General features: G+C 42.8%; 24 protein-coding genes and 1 other annotated feature (1 of these 25 only partly in view). Of the genes, 23 read left to right on the forward strand and 1 reads right to left on the reverse strand.

Translation table 11 applies throughout. The annotated features are described in order from the left end of the window. Positions 1 to 23 precede the first annotated feature (23 nt). The 8 genes from hrcA (at position 24) to deoC (ending at position 9,332) form a co-directional block, all read left to right on the forward strand. Positions 24 to 1,052: a heat-inducible transcriptional repressor HrcA gene (gene hrcA, locus AC3WLU_RS09470; RefSeq protein WP_048682856.1), complete on the forward strand. Its 1,029-nt coding sequence runs from the start codon at positions 24 to 26 to the stop codon at positions 1,050 to 1,052. A 99-nt stretch (positions 1,053 to 1,151) separates the two neighbouring features. Then, positions 1,152 to 1,745: a nucleotide exchange factor GrpE gene (gene grpE, locus AC3WLU_RS09475; protein WP_063575648.1), complete on the forward strand. Its 594-nt coding sequence runs from the start codon at positions 1,152 to 1,154 to the stop codon at positions 1,743 to 1,745. Positions 1,746 to 1,782: 37 nt separating this feature from the next. Then, positions 1,783 to 3,615, forward strand: a complete 1,833-nt coding sequence (gene dnaK / locus AC3WLU_RS09480) for a molecular chaperone DnaK (protein WP_034308533.1) — start codon at positions 1,783 to 1,785, stop codon at positions 3,613 to 3,615. Positions 3,616 to 3,902: 287 nt separating this feature from the next. After that, a complete protein-coding gene (gene dnaJ, locus AC3WLU_RS09485) occupies positions 3,903 to 5,018 on the forward strand; it encodes a molecular chaperone DnaJ (protein WP_492597188.1) in 1,116 nt (371 codons plus the stop codon). Positions 5,019 to 5,055: 37 nt separating this feature from the next. Beyond that, complete coding sequence (prmA, locus tag AC3WLU_RS09490) at positions 5,056 to 5,997, forward strand: 50S ribosomal protein L11 methyltransferase (RefSeq protein ID WP_098185694.1); 942 nt, start codon at positions 5,056 to 5,058, stop codon at positions 5,995 to 5,997. 138 nt (positions 5,998 to 6,135) lie between these two features. Next, on the forward strand, positions 6,136 to 6,888 hold the full coding sequence (locus AC3WLU_RS09495; protein ID WP_096337733.1) for a 16S rRNA (uracil(1498)-N(3))-methyltransferase: 753 nt from the start codon (positions 6,136 to 6,138) through the stop codon (positions 6,886 to 6,888). Positions 6,889 to 6,894: 6 nt separating this feature from the next. After that, positions 6,895 to 8,232: a tRNA (N(6)-L-threonylcarbamoyladenosine(37)-C(2))-methylthiotransferase MtaB gene (gene mtaB, locus AC3WLU_RS09500; RefSeq protein ID WP_328097957.1), complete on the forward strand. Its 1,338-nt coding sequence runs from the start codon at positions 6,895 to 6,897 to the stop codon at positions 8,230 to 8,232. A gap of 428 nt (positions 8,233 to 8,660) precedes the next feature. Next, complete coding sequence (deoC, locus tag AC3WLU_RS09505; protein ID WP_492597189.1) at positions 8,661 to 9,332, forward strand: deoxyribose-phosphate aldolase; 672 nt, start codon at positions 8,661 to 8,663, stop codon at positions 9,330 to 9,332. A 538-nt stretch (positions 9,333 to 9,870) separates the two neighbouring features. Here the strand turns inward: deoC and AC3WLU_RS09510 are convergent. Beyond that, entirely contained in the window at positions 9,871 to 10,803 is a 933-nt protein-coding gene (locus AC3WLU_RS09510; RefSeq protein ID WP_492597190.1) for a Na/Pi symporter, read from the reverse strand. Between the two features lie 236 nt (positions 10,804 to 11,039). On the opposite strand from AC3WLU_RS09510, the gene rpsU reads away from it, so the two are divergent. From rpsU to recO, 15 genes are all read left to right on the forward strand, one after another. Next, positions 11,040 to 11,213 carry a 30S ribosomal protein S21 gene (gene rpsU / locus AC3WLU_RS09515; RefSeq protein WP_028391853.1) on the forward strand — a complete coding sequence of 58 codons (174 nt, stop codon included), beginning with the start codon at positions 11,040 to 11,042 and terminating at the stop codon, positions 11,211 to 11,213. 14 nt (positions 11,214 to 11,227) lie between these two features. Next, positions 11,228 to 11,671: a GatB/YqeY domain-containing protein gene (locus AC3WLU_RS09520; RefSeq protein WP_034308521.1), complete on the forward strand. Its 444-nt coding sequence runs from the start codon at positions 11,228 to 11,230 to the stop codon at positions 11,669 to 11,671. Between the two features lie 345 nt (positions 11,672 to 12,016). Next, on the forward strand, positions 12,017 to 13,291 hold the full coding sequence (locus AC3WLU_RS09525; RefSeq protein WP_440438927.1) for an NfeD family protein: 1,275 nt from the start codon (positions 12,017 to 12,019) through the stop codon (positions 13,289 to 13,291). 56 nt (positions 13,292 to 13,347) lie between these two features. Continuing rightward, positions 13,348 to 14,331 (forward strand): flotillin-like protein FloA, encoded by a 984-nt coding sequence (gene floA, locus AC3WLU_RS09530; protein ID WP_370023731.1) that lies wholly within the window; start codon positions 13,348 to 13,350, stop codon positions 14,329 to 14,331. Positions 14,332 to 14,353: 22 nt separating this feature from the next. Beyond that, positions 14,354 to 14,848, forward strand: coding sequence for a YqfB family membrane protein (locus tag AC3WLU_RS09535; protein WP_328110775.1), 495 nt, complete (start codon positions 14,354 to 14,356; stop codon positions 14,846 to 14,848). Positions 14,849 to 14,975: 127 nt separating this feature from the next. Next, positions 14,976 to 15,260, forward strand: coding sequence for a sporulation protein YqfC (yqfC, locus tag AC3WLU_RS09540; RefSeq protein WP_034308511.1), 285 nt, complete (start codon positions 14,976 to 14,978; stop codon positions 15,258 to 15,260). Positions 15,261 to 15,275: 15 nt separating this feature from the next. Beyond that, positions 15,276 to 16,463, forward strand: a complete 1,188-nt coding sequence (gene yqfD, locus AC3WLU_RS09545; RefSeq protein ID WP_034308509.1) for a sporulation protein YqfD — start codon at positions 15,276 to 15,278, stop codon at positions 16,461 to 16,463. 3 nt (positions 16,464 to 16,466) lie between these two features. Then, entirely contained in the window at positions 16,467 to 17,429 is a 963-nt protein-coding gene (locus AC3WLU_RS09550) for a PhoH family protein (protein WP_413001057.1), read from the forward strand. Positions 17,430 to 17,618: 189 nt separating this feature from the next. Next, on the forward strand, positions 17,619 to 19,784 hold the full coding sequence (locus tag AC3WLU_RS09555) for an HD family phosphohydrolase (RefSeq protein ID WP_187049757.1): 2,166 nt from the start codon (positions 17,619 to 17,621) through the stop codon (positions 19,782 to 19,784). Then, positions 19,781 to 20,257, forward strand: a complete 477-nt coding sequence (gene ybeY / locus AC3WLU_RS09560) for an rRNA maturation RNase YbeY (protein WP_492597191.1) — start codon at positions 19,781 to 19,783, stop codon at positions 20,255 to 20,257. Before AC3WLU_RS09555 ends, ybeY begins: the two co-directional genes overlap by 4 nt. Next, positions 20,235 to 20,612, forward strand: coding sequence for a diacylglycerol kinase family protein (locus AC3WLU_RS09565; protein WP_034308499.1), 378 nt, complete (start codon positions 20,235 to 20,237; stop codon positions 20,610 to 20,612). The genes ybeY and AC3WLU_RS09565 overlap by 23 nt, the downstream gene beginning before the upstream one ends. A gap of 39 nt (positions 20,613 to 20,651) precedes the next feature. Beyond that, positions 20,652 to 21,050 carry a cytidine deaminase gene (locus tag AC3WLU_RS09570; RefSeq protein WP_048685709.1) on the forward strand — a complete coding sequence of 133 codons (399 nt, stop codon included), beginning with the start codon at positions 20,652 to 20,654 and terminating at the stop codon, positions 21,048 to 21,050. Then, positions 21,043 to 21,972: a GTPase Era gene (era, locus tag AC3WLU_RS09575; RefSeq protein ID WP_034308493.1), complete on the forward strand. Its 930-nt coding sequence runs from the start codon at positions 21,043 to 21,045 to the stop codon at positions 21,970 to 21,972. The genes AC3WLU_RS09570 and era overlap by 8 nt, the downstream gene beginning before the upstream one ends. 99 nt (positions 21,973 to 22,071) lie before the next feature. Next, a complete protein-coding gene (locus AC3WLU_RS09580) occupies positions 22,072 to 22,215 on the forward strand; it encodes a YqzL family protein (protein WP_065310843.1) in 144 nt (47 codons plus the stop codon). A 33-nt stretch (positions 22,216 to 22,248) separates the two neighbouring features. Next, entirely contained in the window at positions 22,249 to 23,001 is a 753-nt protein-coding gene (recO, locus tag AC3WLU_RS09585) for a DNA repair protein RecO (RefSeq protein ID WP_034308490.1), read from the forward strand. A gap of 58 nt (positions 23,002 to 23,059) precedes the next feature. Beyond that, positions 23,060 to 23,087 (forward strand) — a binding site (T-box leader); it runs 149 nt beyond the window's last position.

Below are 23,087 nucleotides of genomic sequence, written 5' to 3' on the forward strand. Positions count from 1 at the left end.
AGTGCTAACAGAGGTGATCATACATGCTAACTGATCGTCAATTATTGATTCTACAAGTGATAATCGAGGATTTCATCCATTCTGCCCAGCCAGTCGGGTCACGAAGCTTGTCGAAGAAAGATGAAATCACGTTCAGCTCTGCCACAATTCGCAACGAAATGTCTGACCTTGAAGAAATGGGGTTTTTAGAAAAAACCCATACTTCTTCCGGTAGGATCCCTTCTGAAAAAGGGTATAGATATTATGTGGATCATTTACTTTCTCCTCAAGCTCCGAAAAAGAATGAAGTGAAGATTTTAAAATCCGTTTTTGTAGAACGAATTTATGAATTGGAAAAGATCGTTCAGAAGTCAGCGAAAATACTTTCGGAACTGACGAATTATACGGCGATTGTACTCGGACCAAAAGTGAATGAGCATAAGCTGAAAAAAATCCAGATCATTCCCTTAAGTCCCGAAACGGCAATAGCCATCATTATTACGGATACAGGTCATGTGGAAAATCGAATGATTTCCTTACCGCCTTCTTTTGATATAAATGAAATTGAAAAGATGGTGAATATATTGAATTCCCGTTTGGTCGATGTTCCGCTAGTTGATCTAAAGGATAAGATCTATAAGGAAGTGGCCGTTCTATTGAGCCGCCACATTCATAACTATGGATCGATGGTCTCGGTCCTTGCGGAGACCCTGACGGACACAAAGCCCGAAAAAATATTTTTCGGCGGGAAAACGAATATGCTGAGGCAGCCGGAGTTCCATGATATTGCGAAAGTAAGCACGCTTTTATCGATGATTGAGCAGGAACAGGGATTTTATGAACTAATTACTCAAAATCCATCGGGCATCCACGTCAAGATCGGCCGTGAAAATCAAAACACAGTGCTCGATGACTGCAGTTTGATTACGGCAACCTACTCAATCGGGCAGGAGCAAGTTGGCACATTGGCCATATTGGGTCCAACGAGAATGGAATATTCGAGAGTGATCAGTTTGCTTTCGTTTTTCTCGAAAGATTTAACGGCCCTGATGACAAAACTGTATCAAAAATAGTAGCAAAGGTAATATTGTTAAGGTGGCGGAGGAGTGTATTCCGCGGCCTGGCATATTACTTTAGCATAAATTGTATAACCCTTTTAGGGAGGTGAGATTGTGACAGAAAATAAAAACGAAGAACAAACATTGGAAAATGAAACAATCGAGGAAAGCGCTGCAGAAGCAGTTTTCGCTGAAGGAGAAATTCCAGCAGCGGAAGAAAACGATGGTCCTGTTGAAAAAGATGAACTTCAATTGGCTCAAGAAAAAATTGCCGAACTTGAGGCGAAAATCGAAGAAATGGATAACCGTTATCTTCGTCTGCAGGCCGATTTTGATAATTCAAGACGCCGTGCCAAGCTTGATATGGAGGCGGCTCAAAAATATAGAGTTCAAAGTATTGCTAGTGATTTAGTGGAGGCTCTTGATAATTTTGAAAGAGCAACAAAAATCGAAGCGGAAAATGAACAGACGAAATCTTTGCTATCCGGCATGGAAATGGTCTATAAAGCGATTACTGGTGCATTGGCTAAAGAAGGCATCGAACCGATCAGTTCGGTTGGCGAAGAGTTCGATCCGCGTTTGCATCAAGCGGTCATGCAAGTTCAAGATGAAAACTTCGGTTCGAACATCGTCGTCGAGGAATTCCAAAAAGGATACCTTCTTAAAGACCGTGTGATTCGACCTGCAATGGTAAAAGTGAACGAATAGGATTTTTACATATAAATAATTGGGAGGTAGTGAAACTATGAGCAAGATTATTGGTATTGACTTAGGTACAACAAACTCTTGTGTATCTGTACTTGAAGGCGGGGAACCAAAAGTAATCCCGAATCCGGAAGGAAACCGTACAACACCATCCGTAGTGGCATTCAAAAATGGAGAAAGGCAAGTTGGGGAAGTGGCAAAACGCCAAGCGATTACAAACCCTAACACGATTATTTCCATTAAACGCCATATGGGTACCAACCATAAAGAAGTAATTGAAGGAAAAGAATACTCACCTCAAGAAGTTTCTGCAATCATCCTTCAATACTTGAAATCATACGCTGAAGAGTATCTTGGCGAAAAAGTCACTAAAGCGGTTATCACTGTACCTGCTTACTTCAATGATGCAGAACGTCAAGCAACCAAGGATGCTGGTCAAATTGCCGGCCTTGAAGTGGAACGTATCATCAACGAACCGACAGCTGCAGCACTTGCATACGGTTTGGATAAAACGGAAGAAGATCAAACGATCCTTGTATTCGACCTTGGCGGCGGTACATTTGACGTATCGATCATGGAACTTGGAGACGGCGTTTTCGAAGTTAAGTCCACAGCCGGCGACAACCGTCTAGGTGGGGATGATTTCGACCAAGTCATCATCGATTACCTGGTTGAAGCATTCAAGAAAGAAAACGGAATCGACCTTTCAAAAGATAAAATGGCGGTTCAACGTTTGAAAGATGCAGCTGAAAAAGCGAAGAAAGATCTTTCTGGCGTAACGTCAACTCAAATTTCTTTACCGTTCATCACTGCTGGAGAAGCTGGCCCGCTTCACTTGGATGTAACGATGACTAGAGCTAAATTCGATGAGCTTTCCACAGGTCTTGTGGAACGTACGATGGGACCTACTCGTCAAGCATTGAAAGATGCTGGTCTTTCAGCATCTGAAATCGACAAAGTAATCCTTGTTGGTGGATCTACACGTATTCCTGCTGTCGTTGAAGCGATCAAAAAGGAAATCGGTCAAGAACCAAGCAAAGGTGTAAACCCTGATGAAGTGGTGGCTATGGGTGCTGCAATTCAAGGTGGCGTATTGACAGGTGATGTTAAAGACGTTGTCCTTCTTGATGTAACTCCACTTTCACTTGGAATTGAAACGATGGGCGGAGTATTCACGAAACTGATTGACCGTAATACTACGATTCCGACAAGTAAATCACAAGTATTCTCGACAGCGGCTGATAATCAAACGGCAGTTGATATCCATGTCCTTCAAGGTGAGCGTCCAATGTCAGCGGATAACAAAACTCTTGGTCGTTTCCAATTGAGTGACATTCCACCGGCACCGCGTGGAGTTCCGCAAGTTGAAGTGACATTCGATATCGATAAAAACGGTATCGTGAACGTTCGTGCGAAAGATCTTGGTACGAACAAAGAACAAGCAATCACCATCAAATCATCTTCAGGCCTTTCTGATGAAGAGATCGAACGCATGGTACGTGAAGCGGAAGAAAATGCCGATAGCGATAAACAACGTAAAGAAGAAGTTGAACTTCGTAACGAAGCAGATCAATTAGTTTTCCAAACGGAAAAAACGCTTAAAGATCTAGAAGGTAAAGTGGACGAAGCGGAAGTGACAAAAGCGAATGAAGCGAAGGATGAACTGAAAGCTGCAATCGAGAAAAATGAGCTTGAAGAAATCCGCGTGAAAAAAGATGCACTTAACGAAATCGTTCAAGCTTTGACAATGAAGCTTTATGAAGAAGCGGCAAAAGCTCAGCAAGCTGGCGAAGCGGGTGCTGGCGAGTCTGCTCAAGACGATAATGTCGTTGATGCTGAATACACTGAAGTGAACGAAGAAGAGAAAAAATAAAAAGTGCCCCAATCGGGACACTGATATATCGGGCAGTATTCTGCCCCATTGTAAAAAAGTCAAAGTCAGGTTATCTTGACTTTGGCTTTTTTTACAGTGAATGGAAACATTGTTGCAATCACTGATGGGGAATCGTGGGATTTTAGAGAAAAATGTGTGCAAATTGGGGCTGGCAATGCCATTTGCAAAAATGTGTTAAAGCCGTTTGTACTTTTCTAGTTGATTATTATCTTCGTTCAGTGATAATATTACCTTTATGTGAATCGAATCGGGAGTGGATTTTAGATATGAGTAAACGCGATTATTATGAGGTGTTAGGCCTTTCGAAAAGTGCTTCGAAGGATGAAATCAAAAAAGCGTATCGAAAGCTCTCCAAACAATATCACCCTGATATTAATAAAGCGGACGATGCTGCGGATAAATTCAAGGAAATTAAGGAAGCTTACGAAGTATTGAGTGACGAACAGAAAAAAGCCCATTATGACCAATTTGGACATACAGATCCCAATCAAGGCTTTGGCGGTCAGGACTTTGGCGGTTTCGGCGGTTTTGAAGATATTTTCAGTAGCTTCTTTGGTGGCGGCGGACGCAGGAGAGATCCTAATGCACCGCGTCAAGGAGCGGATTTACAGTACACGATGACGCTTTCGTTTGAAGAGGCTGCATTCGGAAAAGATACTGAGATCGAAATTCCGCGTGAAGAGGATTGCGGTACATGTAAAGGATCCGGTGCCAAACCAGGTACAAAGGTGGAAAACTGTTCACATTGTCAAGGAACCGGTCAATTGAATGTTGAACAAAACACAGCTTTCGGAAGGATTGTGAACCGGAGAGCATGTCACCATTGTCAAGGAACAGGAAAAATCATTCCTAATAAATGTTCAACATGCGGCGGCGACGGAAAAGTCCAAAAACGCAAAAAAATCCAAGTCAAGGTGCCAGCAGGAATTGATGATGGCCAGCAGTTGCGCGTAACAGGCCAAGGCGAGCCTGGAATCAATGGCGGCCCCGCAGGAGACCTGTATGTAGTCTTCCATGTGCGCAGCCATGAATTCTTTGAACGGGATGGCGATGATATTTATTGTGAAATGCCGGTTACTTTTGCCCAGGCAGCATTAGGGGATGAAATAGAAGTTCCGACGCTGCATGGAAAAGTGAAGCTGAAGATTCCAGCAGGTACACAAACTAGCACTCGTTTCCGTTTAAAGGGCAAAGGAGTTCCGAATGTCAGAGGATATGGCCAAGGAGATCAGCATGTGGTCGTATTGGTTGTCACGCCTAAGAAATTAACGGAAAAACAAAAGGACTTGCTTCGTGAGTTCAGTGATATCAGCGGACAAGGTGTAGATGAACAAGATGATGGCTTTTTCTCAAAAGTGAAGCGGGCTTTCAAAGATAGGTGAATAAAAGTAAAAAGAACAAATTGGGAGTTGGTAGATTATGAAGTGGTCTGAATTTGCAATCCAAACAACGAATGAAGCGGTTGAACCTGTTTCGAATATTCTTCATGAGGCAGGTGCGAGCGGTGTTGTCATTGAAGATCCTCTAGAATTAGTCAAGGAACGTGAAAATGTTTTTGGCGAAATCTACCACTTAAACCCCGATGATTATCCGGATGAAGGTGTAGTCATTAAGGCTTATCTGCCCGTAAACAGCTTCCTTGGCGATACCATTGATGCTATTAAGGAATCAATCAATAATCTCCAACTTTTTGATATTGACCTTGGGAAAAATGTTGTTTCAATTAGTGAAGTGAATGAAGAAGAGTGGGCGACGGCTTGGAAAAAATATTATAACCCCGTCAAGATATCCGAACGTTTTACCATCGTGCCAACGTGGGAAGACTATACTCCGGTAAGCAGTGACGAATTGATCATTGAACTTGATCCAGGCATGGCCTTCGGAACGGGAACACACCCGACGACGGTCATGTGTATCCAAGCGCTGGAACGAACAGTAACGCCTGGGGATTTAGTCGTTGATGTAGGAACTGGTTCTGGTGTTCTAAGCATTGCAGCTGCATTATTGGATGCAAAGCGAATCCAGTCACTTGATTTGGATGAAGTGGCAGTACAGTCAGCCAAGCAAAACGTTGAACTAAATAACGTGCAGGATAAAGTGTCCGTGTCACAAGGCAACTTATTGGATGGAGTAAATGAACAAGCGGATATCGTCGTGGCTAATATTCTTGCCGAAGTGATCATGCGTTTTACGGATGATGTAGCGAAAGTCGTTAAACCTGGCGGATTTTTCATCGCTTCCGGAATCATTCAAACTAAGAAACAAGATGTGAAGGAAGCGATTATAGCATCTGGTTTCACCGTTGAGGAAACGATCTTGATGGAAGATTGGGTGGCAATAATCGCAAAAAGAAATGCTTAATTGGAAAAGTTACTCTGATTATCGGTTTTTTTGATAGTCAGAGTACCTTTTTTTAGCTTGAATCTTTGCACGGCTTGCATTCTGGATTCCCGACTGTTAGCCTGTGAGTTATTTAGACTAGACGAAGTAGGTGGCAGTGTGCAACGGTATTTTCTTAACGAAGCAGATATCAATGGAAACATGGTGACGATATCAGGTGATGATTTTCACCATATCGCCAGAGTGATGAGAATGGGACCAGGTGAGCGGATCATCACGGTGAAAGGTAATGGCATGACAGCAATCGCGGAAATTTCGGAAATTACTGATGATGCTGTAATAGGTACGGTAACTGAATGGAAGAATGAAGAAAAGGAACTTCCTGTAAGGGTAGTGATTGCGAGCGGTCTGCCTAAAGGGGATAAATTGGAATATATCGTTCAAAAGGGCACTGAACTGGGTGCCGTTGAATTTATCCCTTTTATTGCTGCTCGTTCGGTGGTAAAATGGGACCACAAAAAGGTAGGCAAGAAATTGGAGAGGCTCCAGAAGATTTCAAAAGAGGCGGCTGAGCAATCTCACCGCACGGTTATCCCTGCCATCAAGGAACCGATGACGGCAGATCAGCTAGCTGGGTATGCAACTGGTTTCGATCATAAATTAATCGCTTTTGAAGAAGAGGCAAAACGGGGGGAAACTTCTGTACTCGCTTCTGTCTTGAAAGATATTACTGCTGGGCAATCCATCCTATTCGTTTTTGGGCCTGAAGGTGGTTTAGCAGATAAGGAAATTGAAAAACTGACTGATGCCGGTTTTATGGCTTGCGGTCTTGGACCAAGAATATTAAGAACTGAAACAGCACCTTTATATGCACTTTCCGCTGTTTCTTATCATGTAGAACTTTTGAGGTGATGAAAAATGGCAACGGTCGCTTTCCATACATTAGGCTGTAAAGTGAATCATTATGAAACAGAGGCTATATGGCAATTATTCAAAACTGGGGGATATGATCGTGTTGAGTTTGAAAATACATCAGATGTATATGTCATCAACACATGCACGGTGACAAACACTGGCGATAAGAAAAGCCGTCAGGTCATCCGTCGTGCCATTCGTAAGAATCCGAATGCCGTCATAGCGGTAACGGGATGTTACGCACAGACATCGCCGGCAGAAATCATGGCCATACCAGGTGTGGATATTGTTGTAGGAACACAAGACAGGGTTAAACTGCTTGATTACATTGAGCAATTCAAGGTTGAGCGTGAACCAATCAATGCCGTAGGTAATATCATGAAAAACCGTGTCTACGAAGAGTTGGATGTACCTGCTTTTACAGACCGTACACGCGCTTCATTGAAGATTCAGGAAGGCTGCAATAATTTCTGCACTTTCTGCATCATTCCTTGGGCACGTGGCTTGATGCGTTCCCGCGATCCAAAAGAAGTCGTTCACCAGGCTGAACAGCTTGTTGAGGCAGGCTATAAGGAGCTAGTCCTTACCGGAATCCATACGGGCGGCTACGGAGACGATTTGAAAGACTATAATTTGGCGATGCTGCTGCGTGACTTGGAAAAAGTCGATGGGCTGAAGCGTATCCGTATTTCATCCATTGAAGCCAGCCAAATTACAGATGAGATCATTGAAGTGCTGACGAATTCGAAAAAAGTGGTACGTCATTTGCATATACCAATCCAATCGGGTTCCGATACCGTTCTAAAACGGATGAGACGTAAATATACGATGGATTTCTTCGGTGATCGAATCGAAAAGCTGAAAATTGCACTTCCGGGCCTTGCTGTTACCTCTGATGTCATCGTAGGTTTCCCAGGTGAAACTGAAGAAGAATTCATGGAGACATATAACTTTATAGAAAAATATAAATTCTCCGAACTTCATGTTTTCCCTTATTCAAAACGGACAGGGACTCCGGCTGCCCGTATGGGAGATCAAGTGGATGAAGATATCAAAAATGAACGAGTCCACCGCCTTATTACGTTGTCGGATCAGTTGGCAAAAGAGTATGCCTCCCGATTCGAGGGGGAAGTTCTGGAAGTCATTCCTGAAACGAAGTTGGAAAATGGCCTTTATGAGGGCTACTCAGATAATTACATGAAAATCGTCTTCCCGGCATCGGAAGAAATGGTCGGTGAAATCGTCAAAGTTAAAATCACAAAATCTGGCTATCCATTTAGTGAAGGTCAGTTCGTGACGGTCGTGAAGGATTTTCCGTTGCAACAAGCATCCAATATCTAATCAAAGACAGCGGTAAATCGCTGTCTTTGAGTTTGTAGACAAAAGGGAGTTCTATCTAGATTGTTAAACTAAGTTGATTGGAACGTAGGGTACGAGACTCCTGCGGGAAAAGCGCGTCCTAGGGAGACCCCACAGGCGCCAAGAGCGCCGAGGAGGCTCCCGGACCGCCCGCGGAAAGCGAGTGCCTGGAGTGGAAATCAACGTTCATATTTTACACTCCCTCAAAGTAGGCAATCTTAATTAATATCGAGTTTGTTCACAGTCTGTAAGGCAGCGGTTAACCGCTGTCTTTTTTTATTATCCTTTTTTAGATGTGTTTTCTTGGCGCTTTCGGGTAAAGACTATATATATCGTCAAAATGGATAAACTATGGTATCATGAGAGGTACGTACAACTAGGTATAGATTGTTTTTGAGGAGGATTTATTAATGTCACAAAATGTAGCAGGTTTAATTGACCACACGTTATTAAAAGCAGATGCAACCAAAGAGCAAATAAAGGTATTATGCGAAGAAGCGAGAGAGTATAACTTTGCTTCCGTATGCGTAAACCCAACTTGGGTGAAATATGCAAGTGAACTTTTGGAAGGTTCAGAAGTGAAAGTTTGTACGGTAATCGGCTTCCCTCTAGGTGCAAACACACCGGAAACCAAAGCTTTTGAAACGAAAGATGCCATCGCCAATGGTGCTCACGAAGTCGATATGGTGATCAATATCGGCGCATTGAAGGACAAGGATGATGAGTTGGTAGAGCGGGATATTCGTGCTGTGGTAGCGGCATCCACTGGTAAGGCTCTTTCAAAAGTGATCATTGAAACTTCTTTATTGACCGATGAAGAAAAAGTCCGTGCATGTGAATTGGCCGTAAAAGCCGGAACGGATTATGTGAAAACATCAACTGGTTTTTCGACCGGCGGAGCGACAGTTGAAGATATCGCGCTTATGAGAAAAACGGTTGGCCCGAATATCGGTGTCAAAGCTTCAGGCGGGGTCCGCAACACGAGCGATGCCCAGAATGTGATAGAAGCTGGTGCAACAAGAATTGGAGCGAGTGCAGGTGTCTCCATCGTGAAGGGCTTAACGGCTGATTCCGATTATTGATTTTGTAAGGACCGTATAATTCCCTAAAATAAAGCAGGCGGAGAAAAATGAATTATTTTTTCTCCGCCTGTTTTTTATTGATTCCAAAAATAATTCAACTGGCAATTTCCCTTGCCCGTATATTGGCCTATTTCTTCCATAAAAAAAGAGGTCTTGTATCATTTATGGAACCCATACATTCAAAAATAAGTTTATTGTGGATTTAATAGATATAAGAAGGTATCAACAGGGAGTAAACATGCTTATATTAAATTGGTTTTTCATTTTGAATGGTAAAATGCATGGTGAAATTTTACCATTCAATAACCGTTTTATTTATAATGGCAGTAACTGTTTTTTATCTAACATCATTCTCTAATGAAAGTTTGCTGATTTTGATAGTAGCTGTTGTATTATTGAGTGGTTTGAGCTTATTGAACCATAAAACTAATTATAAAAGGTTAGCTGAAATCGATGACCATCCTTATTATCTATGCGTTTAGGTTAATCTTATTTATGGCTGTCCCATAGTCAGTTGCCAATGACTTTTGGACAGCTCTTATTTTTTTAAGTGTGGCCGATGCACCCAAAGAATGAGGTTGGAGAATCGCCGTGCGAATGGCAAGACGGCCAAAGAAGTCAAGATATTGAAAATGACACTGGCATGCGCGAGCTGTGTCCCTTTGTTTTCGGTGAAATAGGCAGCCGTACTTTCCAGGATGTCCACAAAAGGCAGGAATGCGACAACCCCGATGATGTTCAGCCAAATATGTGCATAAGCTGTGAAGGCAGCTTGTCTGCCAGAACCGATGCTGGCCATGTATCCGGTGATGCAAGTGCCGATATTCGATCCGAGCATGATGATGATTGCCGAGGACACGGATAACTCCCCATTCATCAAAAAACTCATGGCTATCCCGATGGTTGCAGAACTGGAGTGAATGAGTGCCGTCAATAATAACCCGGCAATCAGGGCATAACTCATATGGCTCTCTATGTACTGGATAAGCGTTTGTATGGATGGATAGGCTGCAATCGGTGTCGAAAGCGTTTTAAAACCGCTCATCGCCGCGAAGATGGCCGAGATTCCGATCAGGGACATTCCTAGGCTTCTCGGGAATGCTTTTGGCATGAAGCAAAGGAAAGCGCCGCTTACGACACCGGGAATGATCCAGCGATCCAAAGAGAAAGTCATGAACTCTGCTGTAAAGGTGGATCCGATATTCGTTCCAAGAATGATCCCGATTGTTTGCGGGAATGTTAAGCTTCCTGCGGAAACGAGGCCGACCGTCATGACCATGACCGCCGAGCTGCTCTGCAGGATCCCGGTAAAGATGGTTCCGGCCAAGAAGCCTTTCCATGGCTTATCCGTAACCTTTGAGAGAAATGCTTTTAATGCTGAACCGGACATATTGAACAGTCCGATTCGTAAAACCGACATACCTGCCAGAAATATCGCTATGAATAAAATGAAAAAAAATAGCTCATGCATGACTGTCACCTCATAGTAAGCTTATGGCCCATTAACGGGGGACATGCTATAAATTGGAATTTCATGCAAGTTGAATCATCGCTTAGTGAAAAATTATGATAATAACATGATTATATTCAAAATAAGTTTGATTTTATTGGTTGACCTGCTAAAGATGATATATTATAATTGTTTAGTACATGTATAACATGTTGACAACTTGAGTTAGTGTGTTGTTTTCGGAGGGAGGGAAAGAGATGTCTAAAACCGTCGTTCGTAAAAACGAATCGCTTGAAGATGCTCTTCGTCGTTTCAAACGTACTGTATCTAAAGCAGGATCGCTTCAGGAAGCTAGGAAGCGTGAATTTTATGAAAAACCAAGCGTAAAACGTAAGAAAAAGTCTGAAGCTGCAAGAAAACGTAAATTCTAAGAGAGGGTGGAAAGATGAGTCTTCTCGAGCGTTTAAATAATGATATGAAACAAGCGATGAAGAACAAGGAAAAGGACAAACTATCTGTTATTCGGATGCTGAAAGCTTCTATTCAAAACGAAGCCTTGAAGCAGAGACAAGATTTAACAGATGATGAAGAATTGACAGTGCTCTCTCGCGAATTAAAACAACGCAAAGACTCCCTCCAGGAGTTTGAAAACGCAGGTCGTTCAGATCTCGTGGATAAAGTCCGCACCGAACTAGTATACGTAGAGGCATATATGCCTCAGCAACTTTCAGAAGAAGACATTTCTAAAATCGTTAACGAAACGATTTTAGAAGTCAATGCAACATCCAAAGCAGATATGGGCCGAGTTATGGGAGCTTTAATGCCTAAAGTTAAAGGTAAAGCGGATGGTTCTCTAGTTAACAAATTAGTACAACAACATCTATCTTAAACTCTAAACTTAAAACTCGAAACCTAACCGCAGGCAAATTGCCTGTGGTTTTTGTGTATTTCATGAATTTTATGCGTATATTATTGAAACGAAGCCCAAGATAATTGTGGCACTTTTAATTTTATTTGCTTTTTTTTGAAACCTTTTTCATATACATACGTAATAACTAAAGAACAGGGTAAAGGGTTGCTTCAATTGCTCCTTATTCGAATTTTAGTTGCGGGCTGAATTTACTGGTAAGTTCCTGGATAATGGGACACTTACCGCGTTTAATACGGGAAAGGGGGCGTTCCGTTGAAAATTTGGCGTTATTTTTCTGTTCTCCTATTTGGATTGCTGTTCACCATGTCTTCCTTTGGTGGAGCGACGGTATCTGCAAACGAGAAGATCGTTTACCATGTACCCATTGAAGAAACGGTGGAAAAGGGACTCTCGGCCTTTTTGGAACGAGCACTGACCACTGCTGAAGCAGCAGATGCAGATCTTGTCGTTTTCGAGGTGAATACCCCTGGAGGTGCTGTGGATGCAGCGGGGGAAATTGCAAAGTTACTGGCGGATTCACCAATAAAGACAGTTGCCTATGTCAATAACAGGGCTTTATCTGCAGGGGCATACATTTCTTTAAGTGCGGATGAGATCTATATGGTTCCGAGTGCCACCATGGGATCTGCAGCTGTGATTGATTCAACAGGGAACGCTGCAAGTAAGAAAGCGCAATCTTATTGGTTGGCTGCCATGAAGACCGCTGCTGAACAAAATGGACGTGATCCCATATACGCCCAGGCGATGGCGGATGTTGACATCGATTTACCCGAATATGGAGCGGAAAAAGGGAAGCTGCTGACATTTACAGCCGAACAGGCAAAAAAGGCTGGGTATAGCGAAGGCACCGTCTCTGGAAAAGCGGAGCTGTATAGAATACTTGGAGTTGAAGATGCTGATATTCGGACAATCGAAGAAAGCTTTCCTGAGAAACTAGCCCGCTTTTTGACCAACCCGATCGTCGTTCCCATTTTATTAACGATAGCGGGAATCGGGATTGTGATGGAATTGTTTTCACCCGGTTTTGGAATTCCGGGCGTAATTGGAATCACCAGTCTTGTCTTATTCTTCTATGGTCATCTTGTCGCCGGTATCACCGGATACGAATCGTTAGCGATGTTCATCATTGGGGTCATTCTCGTACTAATTGAATTTTTTATCCCAGGGGGGATTATCGGGCTGCTCGGGTTTACAGCGGTAGTGGGGAGTCTATTCCTTGCGACAGGTGATCCGGTCCATATGACGATCTCCTTGCTAATTGCGGTCACCGTATCCATTTTGGTATTCATCCTACTTGTAAAGGTGTTTGGAAAACAGATGAAATTTTTCAGGAAAATGATATTAACCGATGCAACAAAAACGGAACAAGGATATGTCAGCAATCCGAATCGTTTGGATTTATTAGGTGCAGAAGGGAAGGCCCTAACAGATTTGAGGCCTTCAGGAACAGCTTTGGTCAAAGAAGAAAGAGTGGATGTCGTGACCGAAGGGAGCTTTATTTCCAAAGGTTCGACAATCATTATCGTTAAAGTTGAAGGATCAAGGGTAGTCGTCCGGGAAATTCCGGATTCAAATTAAAATTAAAGGATACAGGAAGGATGAATCATTAAGTGATAACTTCAGGAACGGTATTTATTGTACTGGCAGTGATTGCTGCTATCATCGTATTGGCAGTGTTTTTCACATTCGTACCAGTCATGTTATGGATTTCCGCTTTAGCGGCAGGAGTCAAAATCAGTATATTTACATTAGTTGGGATGAGGCTTCGCCGTGTTATACCAAGCAGGGTCGTCAATCCCCTTATCAAGGCCCATAAGGCTGGAATCAATGTTTCGACGAATCAATTGGAGAGCCATTACCTTGCAGGCGGTAATGTCGATCGAGTGGTGAATGCATTAATTGCTGCAGAACGCGCCAATATCACGTTACCTTTCGAACGGGGTGCAGCCATTGACCTTGCCGGTCGTGATGTACTGCAAGCCGTTCAAATGAGCGTTAACCCGAAAGTGATCGAAACTCCATTCATCTCAGGTGTGGCGATGAATGGTATTGAAGTGAAAGCGAAGGCAAGGATCACGGTCCGGGCCAATATTGAACGCCTAGTCGGTGGTGCCGGTGAAGAGACGATCATTGCCCGTGTAGGGGAAGGGATCGTATCGACGATCGGTGCTTCGCAAATGCATACGGATGTACTGGAACATCCCGATTTGATTTCAAGAACGGTTTTATCGAAAGGGTTGGATTCGGGGACGGCATTCGAAATTCTTTCCATTGATATTGCTGAAGTGGATATCGGTAAAAATATCGGGGCCATATTACAGACGGACCAAGCCGAAGCCGATAAGAAAATAGCCCAGGCAAAGGCCGAAGAACGACGTGCGATGGCCGTTGCACTTGAACAGGAAATGGTTGCCCGTGTTCAGGAAATGAGAGCGAAGGTTGTTCAATCCGAAGCGGAAGTTCCGCTGGCCATGGCCGATGCACTGAAAAGCGGAAACCTTGGAGTGATGGATTATATGAATATCCAAAATATCACGGCCGATACGGATATGCGCGGTTCTATCAGTAAAATATCCGAAAATCCAAAAGATAACAACAATAACCATAATAATAATTAGATCAGGGAAGGAAGGTCTTTAAATGGGAGATTTTATTGATTTCTTTCTCAAGAACCCATTCCTTATCATTGTCTTGATCGGTATTTTAACGTCCATGTTAGGAAAGAAAAAACAGGCTCAAGATCCTAACACCCCTCCGAAAAAGAAATGGCAGGAGGTCATGCAGGAGCTTCAAGGTGAAATGCAGCAAGGGAATCAGCAGCAAAGACCTGCACCTGCTCCCGTAAGGAAAGTCGAACAGCAGGCAGCACAGGCTGCAGAAGTGATCGATGAGACGACGAACGAAGCGAACAAAAGGATTGCGGAGCTTAGACGGCTACAGCAGAAGTACGATCAAGAGCGTTTGTATCAAAAAGCGAAGGCAGATCAACTCACTTCAACGATTGCTGATAATAACAGTCCGGTCTATCGCAAAGGACCGTCTTTTGGCAAAAAGCAGCTGATTGATGGCATCATCATGTCAGAAGTGCTGGGACCGCCAAGGGCGAAGAGAAGTCTTCAAAGGTCCAGAAGGTGATTCGGAGCCCCGGGCTTTTTTAGACCTTCATTAAATGAGCATGAAAAAATAGACTTTCATTCACTTATAATTTTGTGCTAGAACCCTCTTTCATTTCATACATTGAGATGAAAGGGGGTTCTTTTTTATGGCACGCAATTGGGGAAAAAAAGTGAAACAGCTTATGACCAAAACAATGGACCTTCCGCAAGATGTCATGATGGACCTGCCGCGAATTACAATGATCGGACAATTACATATTTATATTGAAAACCATCGTGGCTTATTGGCTTTTACAGACAGCGAAGTACGATTGATGCTGAAAAATGGGCAGTTGCTGATAAAGGGAAATGCCTTTGTCATAAAGACGATTTTGCCGGAAGAAATCATGCTCGAAGGCAAAATTGACAAGGTTTATTTTATCAATGAATGATCCCGGGAGGTCTCCATGAAAAACCAATGGACAAACTATTATACAGGCTATGTAAAGGTGAAGGCTTATGGAAAAGGTGCAGAACGGTTAATTAATATGCTGACGAGAAGGGGGCTTCATATCTGGGATGTGAAGCGTGTCGGAAGTGAAGCCCTGATTTTCCATATGGATATCAGGGATATCCCCAAACTACGTCAGGTCATGCGTAAGAGTGATTGTAAAGTAAAGTTCATGCAGGGAAAGGGTTTCCCTTTCCTGATGAAGAGAGTCATGAAAAACAGCGGGTTTTTAGCGGGGATGATCGCTTTCCTGCTATGTATATTTGTACTTTCCAATATGGTATGGGGCATCGAGGTTCAAGATGCCAAACCGGCAACCGAGCATGCCATCCGGAAAGAATTGGACAAGATGGGCGTGAAGATCGGTAAAGTGCAATTCTTTGTTGATGATGTGGATACGATTCAGCGTAAGCTGTCGGACCGGATCGGTGCATTGACATGGGTGGGGGTCGAGCTAAAGGGAACGACATATCATTTTCGGGTTGTGGAAAAACGGCAGCCTAAAGAGGTCGAGAAAACATCTCCACAGAATTTGGTAGCATCAAAAAAAGCGATCATCGCTGATATGTTCGTTGAAAAAGGACAATCTATTGTTAATGTGAATGATTATGTAGGAAAAGGACAACTTCTTGTTTCAGGATTGATTGGTAAAGAGGATAAACAGGAAATTGTATCCGCAAAGGGAGTAATAAAAGGGAAAACGTGGTATAAAGCGAAAGTGGAAGTTCCGTTAAAAACCAAGTTTTCTGTTTTTAACGGAGATGAAACGAGCAAGCACTTTTTGAAAATGGGGGGCTTTTCCCTTCCGGTATGGGGCTTCAAAGATCCGGGATATGAAAAACAGGAAAAGGAAACGACAGTGAGGCCTTTTCACTTTCTTCAATGGGAGCTGCCGATTTCTTATAAACAAGTGACCTTAAGGAGCAAGGAAGATATTGTGCGAAGCTATACGGAGAAAGAAGCGGTGGAGGAAGGCCGAAAAATGGCCAAAGCGGAATTAAAAAAACATTTAGACGAAGAAGATGAAATCGTCGAAGAAAAAATTTTGCACGAAAGCATGGAGAATGGTAAAGTTAAATTGTCTATACATTACCAAGTTATTGAAGATATAGCGATTGGACAGCCAATCATTCAAGGAGACTAACGAATGGCAGATGATGTGAAAGTAATTAAGCTCGAAATCGAATCACCCAATGAAGCGATCGCGTTATTGGGCAATGGAGATTCAAATGTAAAAGTGCTCGAAGAGGAACTTGGCATTTCCGTCATAACCCGAGGTGAAGCGGTGAGTGTTGCCGGGGATATCGAGCGGGTAACGATGGGGGAGGAAATCCTCAAGGCATTATTGACTGTAGTCAGAAAAGGAATTGCAATCAGTTCCAGAGATGTGCTTTATGCAATTGAATTGGCAAGAAAAGGCACATTGGAGTATTTCGGTGAATTATATAATGAGGAAATCGCTAAAACGGCTAAGGGGAAATCCATTAAAGTCAAAACAATCGGGCAGAGATACTATATCCAGGCAATAAAGAAACAGGATCTTGTCTTTGGAATTGGGCCTGCCGGAACCGGGAAGACCTATCTTGCTGTAGTGATGGCCATCAATGCTTTGAAAAATGGACATGTTAAACGGATCATCCTGACACGGCCTGCCGTCGAAGCAGGGGAGAGCCTAGGTTTCCTGCCTGGTGATTTGAAGGAAAAGGTAGATCCTTATCTAAGACCGCTGTATGACGCTCTCCATGACCTCCTGGGGATGGAACAGACGCAAAGGATGATAGAGCGCGGAACGATCGAAATAGCTCCCCTGGCTTATATGAGGGGTCGTACGCTTGAAGATGCCTTTGTCATATTGGATGAAGCCCAGAATACGACGGAAGCCCAAATGAAGATGTTCTTGACCAGGCTTGGTTTCGGATCGAAAATGGTCATTACGGGAGACCGGACCCAGATTGACCTTCCAAAAGGCATGAAGTCAGGTCTTGTCCGGGTAGAAGAGATATTGAAGAATGTTAAAGGCCTTTCCTTTGTTTATTTTGAACAAAGTGATGTAGTAAGGCATCCGCTTGTCGCTAAAATCATTACTGCTTACGAGCAGGCGAAGTCATAAGAAAAAATCCGCCATTTCAATCGGCGGATTTTTCGTGATGTGTCTAAATGACGAACTTTATGGTGGAAAAGTGGATATGAAATGACAGAACCTTTACATTTATCAATACGAAGGTGAAAATTCATATGAAAACTGTTATGATTTTACATATCTAGAATAATAAACATCATTTTTTTAGGAGGACCTTCCTTGAATCGTATCCAGAAATTTTTCACTCAAATAAAAGGGCTGTTGGTCCATCGTTTTTTTCAAGTGCTTTTGTTCATCATACTTGGTTTGTTTGCGTATGGTTTAATGTTCTCCAATGTGAAGCCGGAAAGGGTTCAGGTAGAGCTTTTTAAGCCTGCGGAACAAACGATCCGATCAACCAAGACTGTGGAAGATACCTATAAGACGGAACAGGAAAAAGAAGAGATTTCAAAACAGGTGGCGGATGTTTATTCTTTAAAAAAAGAATATGCCAAAAATAAAGTCGATCTGATTTCATCCATTTTCGATTCAGCGATTGAGGTGAATAAAGAAACGGACCCCGATGAAGATCATAAAGAAGATGAGGATAAAAAAGAGACCGTAAAGACGGATGCTCAAAAAGTTTCGATATTAAAAGAAAAATTGACTGATGAAGTGAATAAAAATATCGAGGAATCCGTTTTCCTGGCATTGGTGCAGGCGGATGAAGATGAGTTGAAAATAGCGAAGGATTCGACCATTACGGCAGTGAATAATGTGATGAGCTCCCGAATCGCTGCAAGTGACGTCGAAAATGCCAAGAAAAAGGTTGTAGAGGAATTGGGTTATATGAGCATTAGTGGCGATATGAAAAAAGCCTCCACTTCCCTTGCGCGTACGGCAATCATTCAGAATGTATTTTTCGATAAGGACAAAACCGAGGAACAGCGAAGGAAAGCGGTTGAAAGCGTGGAGCCGATCAGGATCCTTCAAGGCCAGATCATCGTTGAAGAAAATCAGTTAGTGGACAGGGATGTATATAGGCAGCTTGAACTGGCAGGCTTCTTAAATACGGAGTCCACCATTTACCCGTATATCGGCCTGCTGTTATTCATATTCCTGACTTTTGCGGCTTTTTATTATTATTTCTACTATTCCGTTTCCAAAAAGGATAACAAGTACAATCAGTTATTGATCTTCAGTCTTGTCTTTATCCTTTCAATGGCTACCATGAAAACGGTCAGCATTCTGGCAGACCTGAAAAACTCGAACTTGGAATACATTTTTCCGGGTGCCATGGCGGCGATGCTCATCAAGATATTATTGAATGATAGGTTAGCGGTAGCAATGATCATATTGTTAGGTTCGTATGGTACGATTATATTTAATGGTGATACACCTGGAAATCTGGATTTCTCGATGGGGCTTTATATCATTTTCGGGGGATTGACGGCAATCATCATCCTATCCAGGCCCAATTTCAAATCAAAGGTGCTGGTAGCGGGGCTGCTGTTGTCTTTAATCAATATGACATTTGTTTTTTCGCTCATCTTTATTATGGACAGCCATTATACTAGAATGGAGTACTTGTATTATGCTTCTGCTGCCCTAGGTTCTGGAGTGGGTGCAGCCGTTTTGACAATGGGCCTGTTACCGTTTTTCGAGGCTGGTTTCGGGATTTTATCATCGATTAAGCTTATCGAGCTCGCGAATCCCAATCATCCGTTATTGCGGAAGATCTTGATTGAGGCTCCGGGGACATATCATCATAGTGTAATGGTCGCCAATTTGGCGGAATCGGCTTGTGAAGCCATCGGCTCGAATGGCTTGCTGGCAAGGGTCGGCAGTTATTATCATGATATCGGTAAAACGAAGCGGCCGCACTTCTTCATCGAAAATCAGATGAGTGAAGAGAACCCGCATGATCGGCTGCAGCCGGAAACGAGCAGGGATGTCATCATTGCCCATGCCTTAGATGGCGGGGAGATGCTGCGCAGTCACAAATTCCCGAAAGAGATTGTGGATATTGCAGAGCAGCATCATGGGACCACATTATTGAAATTTTTCTACCATAAGGCAAAAAAACAGGATGAGTCCACACTCGAGGCTGCCTACCGATATCCCGGGCCGAGGGCGATAATGAAGGAAGTGGCCGTCATCGGCATAGCCGATAGTGTGGAAGCTGCAGTGAGGTCGATGAAGCACCCAACTCCGGAGAAGATTGAAGAGCTGGTTAGTTTCATCATTCAGGACAGGATTTCTGACGGACAATTTGATGAATGTGACATTACTATGAGAGAATTAAGTATCGTGAAGCATTCCTTATGTGAATCGCTGAATGGTATCTTCCACTCCAGGATTGAATATCCGGAGCCGGATAAATTAGGACAGAAGGTGAAAGAATGATTTTAGCTATCGATTTAATGGATGAAACGAATGAAGTAACGGAGGAAGCTCAGCAGCTTGTTGAAAGCATTCTTCAATTTGCGGCAAGAAAAGAAAACATTGAAAAAGACACCGAGCTGTCTGTTACATTTGTAGACAATGATAGGATTCGGGAAATCAATAAAGAATATCGTCATAAAGATTCAGCTACAGATGTCATTTCTTTTGCGCTTGAAGAAATGGGGGAAGATGAAGTGGAAATTGTCGGAGCGGAAATGCCCCGCATGTTAGGTGATATCATCATTTCCATTGAACGCACGAAAGAACAAGCTGATGAATATGGTCATTCATTTGACCGGGAACTTGGATTTTTAGCACTGCATGGTTTTCTTCATTTATTGGGATTCGACCACATGAATGAAGAAGATGAAAAAGTGATGTTCACAAAACAAAAGGAGATCTTGGAAGAATATGGACTTTCAAGAGAAGGATAAAAAAAAGTATCCTTTATTAAAAAGTTTCTCTTTCGCCTGTCAGGGAATTTTGGAGGCTGTTCGGACTGAACGCAATATCAAGATTCATTTCGCGTTAACGGCAATCGTCGTATTCTTTGGTTGGCACTTCTCATTGAATGGGATGGAGTGGCTTTTCATTTTGGCGGCCATAGCCGGTACGATTACGTTGGAGCTCGTTAATTCCGCGATTGAAAGGGTAGTGGACCTGGTAACGGACCAAATCCATCCGCTTGCCAAGCAGGCAAAAGATATTGCAGCCGGAGCTGTATTCATATATGCTATATTTTCTATAATAGTTGGATTGATTATCTTTTTGCCTAAGGTTGGCCTGTAGGTTGCCGAAATGGCACTCAATTTGAAAGGAAGATGTGAATTGAATACAAAAGAATTGATTGAGGAAGCTAAAAAAGCAAGGGATAAAGCTTATGTGCCTTACTCCAAGTTTAAGGTGGGGGCAGCCCTTTTAACTGCTGATGGAAAGGTCTATCATGGTTGTAATATAGAAAATGCTGCATACAGCATGTGTAATTGCGCCGAAAGGACAGCTTTATTCAGCGCTTATGCCCATGACGATAAAAAATTCACCAAACTTGCAGTCGTGGCGGATACCGATGGTCCCGTCGCTCCATGCGGGGCATGCAGGCAGGTAATTTCAGAACTGTGCGAAAAGGATATGCCGGTCGTTTTGACCAACTTACATGGGGATATAAAAGAACTAACAGTACAGGAATTGCTTCCAGGAGCTTTTTCACCGGAGGATTTAAATGGATAAACTATTTGACGATACACAAGTAAAAGGTTACAAATCAGGTTTCATTTCAATAATTGGACGACCTAATGTTGGAAAAAGTACATTTCTGAATCGGGTCATCGGCCAGAAAATCGCCATTATGAGTGATAAACCGCAAACTACAAGAAATAAGGTCCAGGGTGTACTTACGCAAAACGATTCACAAATGATTTTCATCGATACACCAGGCATTCATAAACCAAAGCATAAGCTTGGCGACTTCATGATGAAAGTGGCAACGAATACATTGAAGGAAGTCGATTTGATTCTCTTCATGATCAATGCGACTGAAGGATACGGACGCGGTGACGAGTTCATCATCGAAAAACTTCAATCCGTAAAAACGCCTGTTTTCCTGGTCGTAAACAAAATCGATGCGATGCATCCAGATGATTTACTTCCGATCATTGAAAAATATCAACAGCTTTACCCTTTTGCGGCAGTCGTTCCGATTTCTGCGCTTGAAGGAAATAATGTGGATACACTGCTTGAACAAATCAAAGAGCATCTGCCTGAAGGTCCCCAGTTCTACCCAGCTGACCAAGTGACCGACCATCCTGAACGTTTTATCATTTCCGAATTGGTCCGCGAGAAGGTACTGCACCTGACACGGGAAGAAATTCCGCATTCAGTGGCTGTTGTCATCGATTCAATTAAAAAAATGGACAATAGCGACACCATCAATGTCATGGCGACTATCGTTGTCGAACGGGATTCACAAAAAGGCATTGTCATCGGAAAGCAAGGGAAAATGCTTAAAGAAGTCGGCAGCCGTGCCAGGGTGGATATCGAAAACCTATTAGGCTCTAAAGTTTTCTTGGAACTATGGGTGAAGGTACAGAAGGATTGGCGTAACAAAGCAAGCCAGCTTCGTGATTACGGCTTCAATGAAAGCGAGTATTAATTAACAAAATTTACGCATCATGAAAGTTAGGAAAACGGTCAAGCTAATCATATGGTCGGATATTCATATTGCTAGTTAAAAATGAAAGGTGGGCTTTATATGTTGGATTTTACCTGGGAATTATTCACTGAAACAGGTAATGTGGACACCTATTTGCTGTTTAAGGAGATAGAAGTCGAAAGACAGGAAAGACACTTGGGATTGAATGATGAGCTAGCAGAAATTGATTTTCCTGTTTCATAGGTTAGCCTTGGCGAGCATGGGTGGTGTCTTGGTATGCTCCAAAAATGTGAGGGCATTGTCATAAGGCGAACTGCATATGGAGAAAACAACAAAATCATTACTATATATACCCGTGAGCTAGGGAAAATTGGCGTCATGGCGAGAGGGGCCAGTAAACCTAACAGCAGGCTTTCTGCCGTCACACAGCTTTTTTGCTCCGGGTATTTTCTTGTAACCACATCAACCGGACTCGGCAGTCTTCAGCAAGGCGAAATGGTCGATTCACTCCGTTTCATAAGGGAGGATCTTTTTGCCACCGCTTATGCTTCATATATTGTTGAATTGCTTGATAAAAGCGTCGAGGATAAGAAACCGAATCCATATTTGTATGAATTGCTTTCGCAAACCTTGCATTACATAAACGAGGAATATGACGCGGAGGTTTTGACATTCATTTTTGAAATGAAGATGCTGCCCGTCAATGGGATTAACCCAGTGCTGAATCAGTGTGCTGTATGTGGTGAAACGGAAGGGGAATTCTCCTTCTCGCTTCGGGAAGCGGGCTTTATTTGTCACCGCTGTCTGGGGAAAGATCCTTATCATTTTAAAATTTCACCTGCAGCCGTCAAATTGCTTCGGATTTTTTATTATTTAGATTTATCAAGGCTCGGAAACATTTCCGTCAAGCCTGAAACGAAAAAAGAACTGCGGAAGATCATCGATGCATATTATGAGGAATATTCCGGTCTGCTTTTGAAATCAAAAAAGTTCCTGAAACAGATTGATACGATGAAAGATATGTTTTAGGTTCTGACCTATTGACATTCCATGCTAGTTTGTATAAAATTCTAATCATCAAAATAAGAAGATTGCGTTGATGGAAAAGAGTATCT

It is taken from the genome of Peribacillus sp. FW305-BF15, assembly GCF_058783805.1.

What these genes read in the sequence shown, in the direction of transcription:
- hrcA (WP_048682856.1), top strand. Translation starts at nt 24, where the DNA reads ATGCTAACTGATCGTCAATTATTGATTCTACAAGTGATAATCGAGGAT.
- dnaK (WP_034308533.1), top strand. Translation starts at nt 1,783, where the DNA reads ATGAGCAAGATTATTGGTATTGACTTAGGTACAACAAACTCTTGTGTA.
- dnaJ (WP_492597188.1), top strand. Translation starts at nt 3,903, where the DNA reads ATGAGTAAACGCGATTATTATGAGGTGTTAGGCCTTTCGAAAAGTGCT.
- prmA (WP_098185694.1), top strand. Translation starts at nt 5,056, where the DNA reads ATGAAGTGGTCTGAATTTGCAATCCAAACAACGAATGAAGCGGTTGAA.
- mtaB (WP_328097957.1), top strand. Translation starts at nt 6,895, where the DNA reads ATGGCAACGGTCGCTTTCCATACATTAGGCTGTAAAGTGAATCATTAT.
- deoC (WP_492597189.1), top strand. Translation starts at nt 8,661, where the DNA reads ATGTCACAAAATGTAGCAGGTTTAATTGACCACACGTTATTAAAAGCA.
- AC3WLU_RS09510 (WP_492597190.1), bottom strand. Translation starts at nt 10,803, where the DNA reads ATGCATGAGCTATTTTTTTTCATTTTATTCATAGCGATATTTCTGGCA.
- rpsU (WP_028391853.1), top strand. Translation starts at nt 11,040, where the DNA reads ATGTCTAAAACCGTCGTTCGTAAAAACGAATCGCTTGAAGATGCTCTT.
- AC3WLU_RS09520 (WP_034308521.1), top strand. Translation starts at nt 11,228, where the DNA reads ATGAGTCTTCTCGAGCGTTTAAATAATGATATGAAACAAGCGATGAAG.
- AC3WLU_RS09525 (WP_440438927.1), top strand. Translation starts at nt 12,017, where the DNA reads ATGTCTTCCTTTGGTGGAGCGACGGTATCTGCAAACGAGAAGATCGTT.
- AC3WLU_RS09535 (WP_328110775.1), top strand. Translation starts at nt 14,354, where the DNA reads ATGGGAGATTTTATTGATTTCTTTCTCAAGAACCCATTCCTTATCATT.
- yqfC (WP_034308511.1), top strand. Translation starts at nt 14,976, where the DNA reads ATGGCACGCAATTGGGGAAAAAAAGTGAAACAGCTTATGACCAAAACA.
- yqfD (WP_034308509.1), top strand. Translation starts at nt 15,276, where the DNA reads ATGAAAAACCAATGGACAAACTATTATACAGGCTATGTAAAGGTGAAG.
- AC3WLU_RS09550 (WP_413001057.1), top strand. Translation starts at nt 16,467, where the DNA reads ATGGCAGATGATGTGAAAGTAATTAAGCTCGAAATCGAATCACCCAAT.
- ybeY (WP_492597191.1), top strand. Translation starts at nt 19,781, where the DNA reads ATGATTTTAGCTATCGATTTAATGGATGAAACGAATGAAGTAACGGAG.
- AC3WLU_RS09565 (WP_034308499.1), top strand. Translation starts at nt 20,235, where the DNA reads ATGGACTTTCAAGAGAAGGATAAAAAAAAGTATCCTTTATTAAAAAGT.
- era (WP_034308493.1), top strand. Translation starts at nt 21,043, where the DNA reads ATGGATAAACTATTTGACGATACACAAGTAAAAGGTTACAAATCAGGT.
- AC3WLU_RS09580 (WP_065310843.1), top strand. Translation starts at nt 22,072, where the DNA reads ATGTTGGATTTTACCTGGGAATTATTCACTGAAACAGGTAATGTGGAC.
- recO (WP_034308490.1), top strand. Translation starts at nt 22,249, where the DNA reads ATGCTCCAAAAATGTGAGGGCATTGTCATAAGGCGAACTGCATATGGA.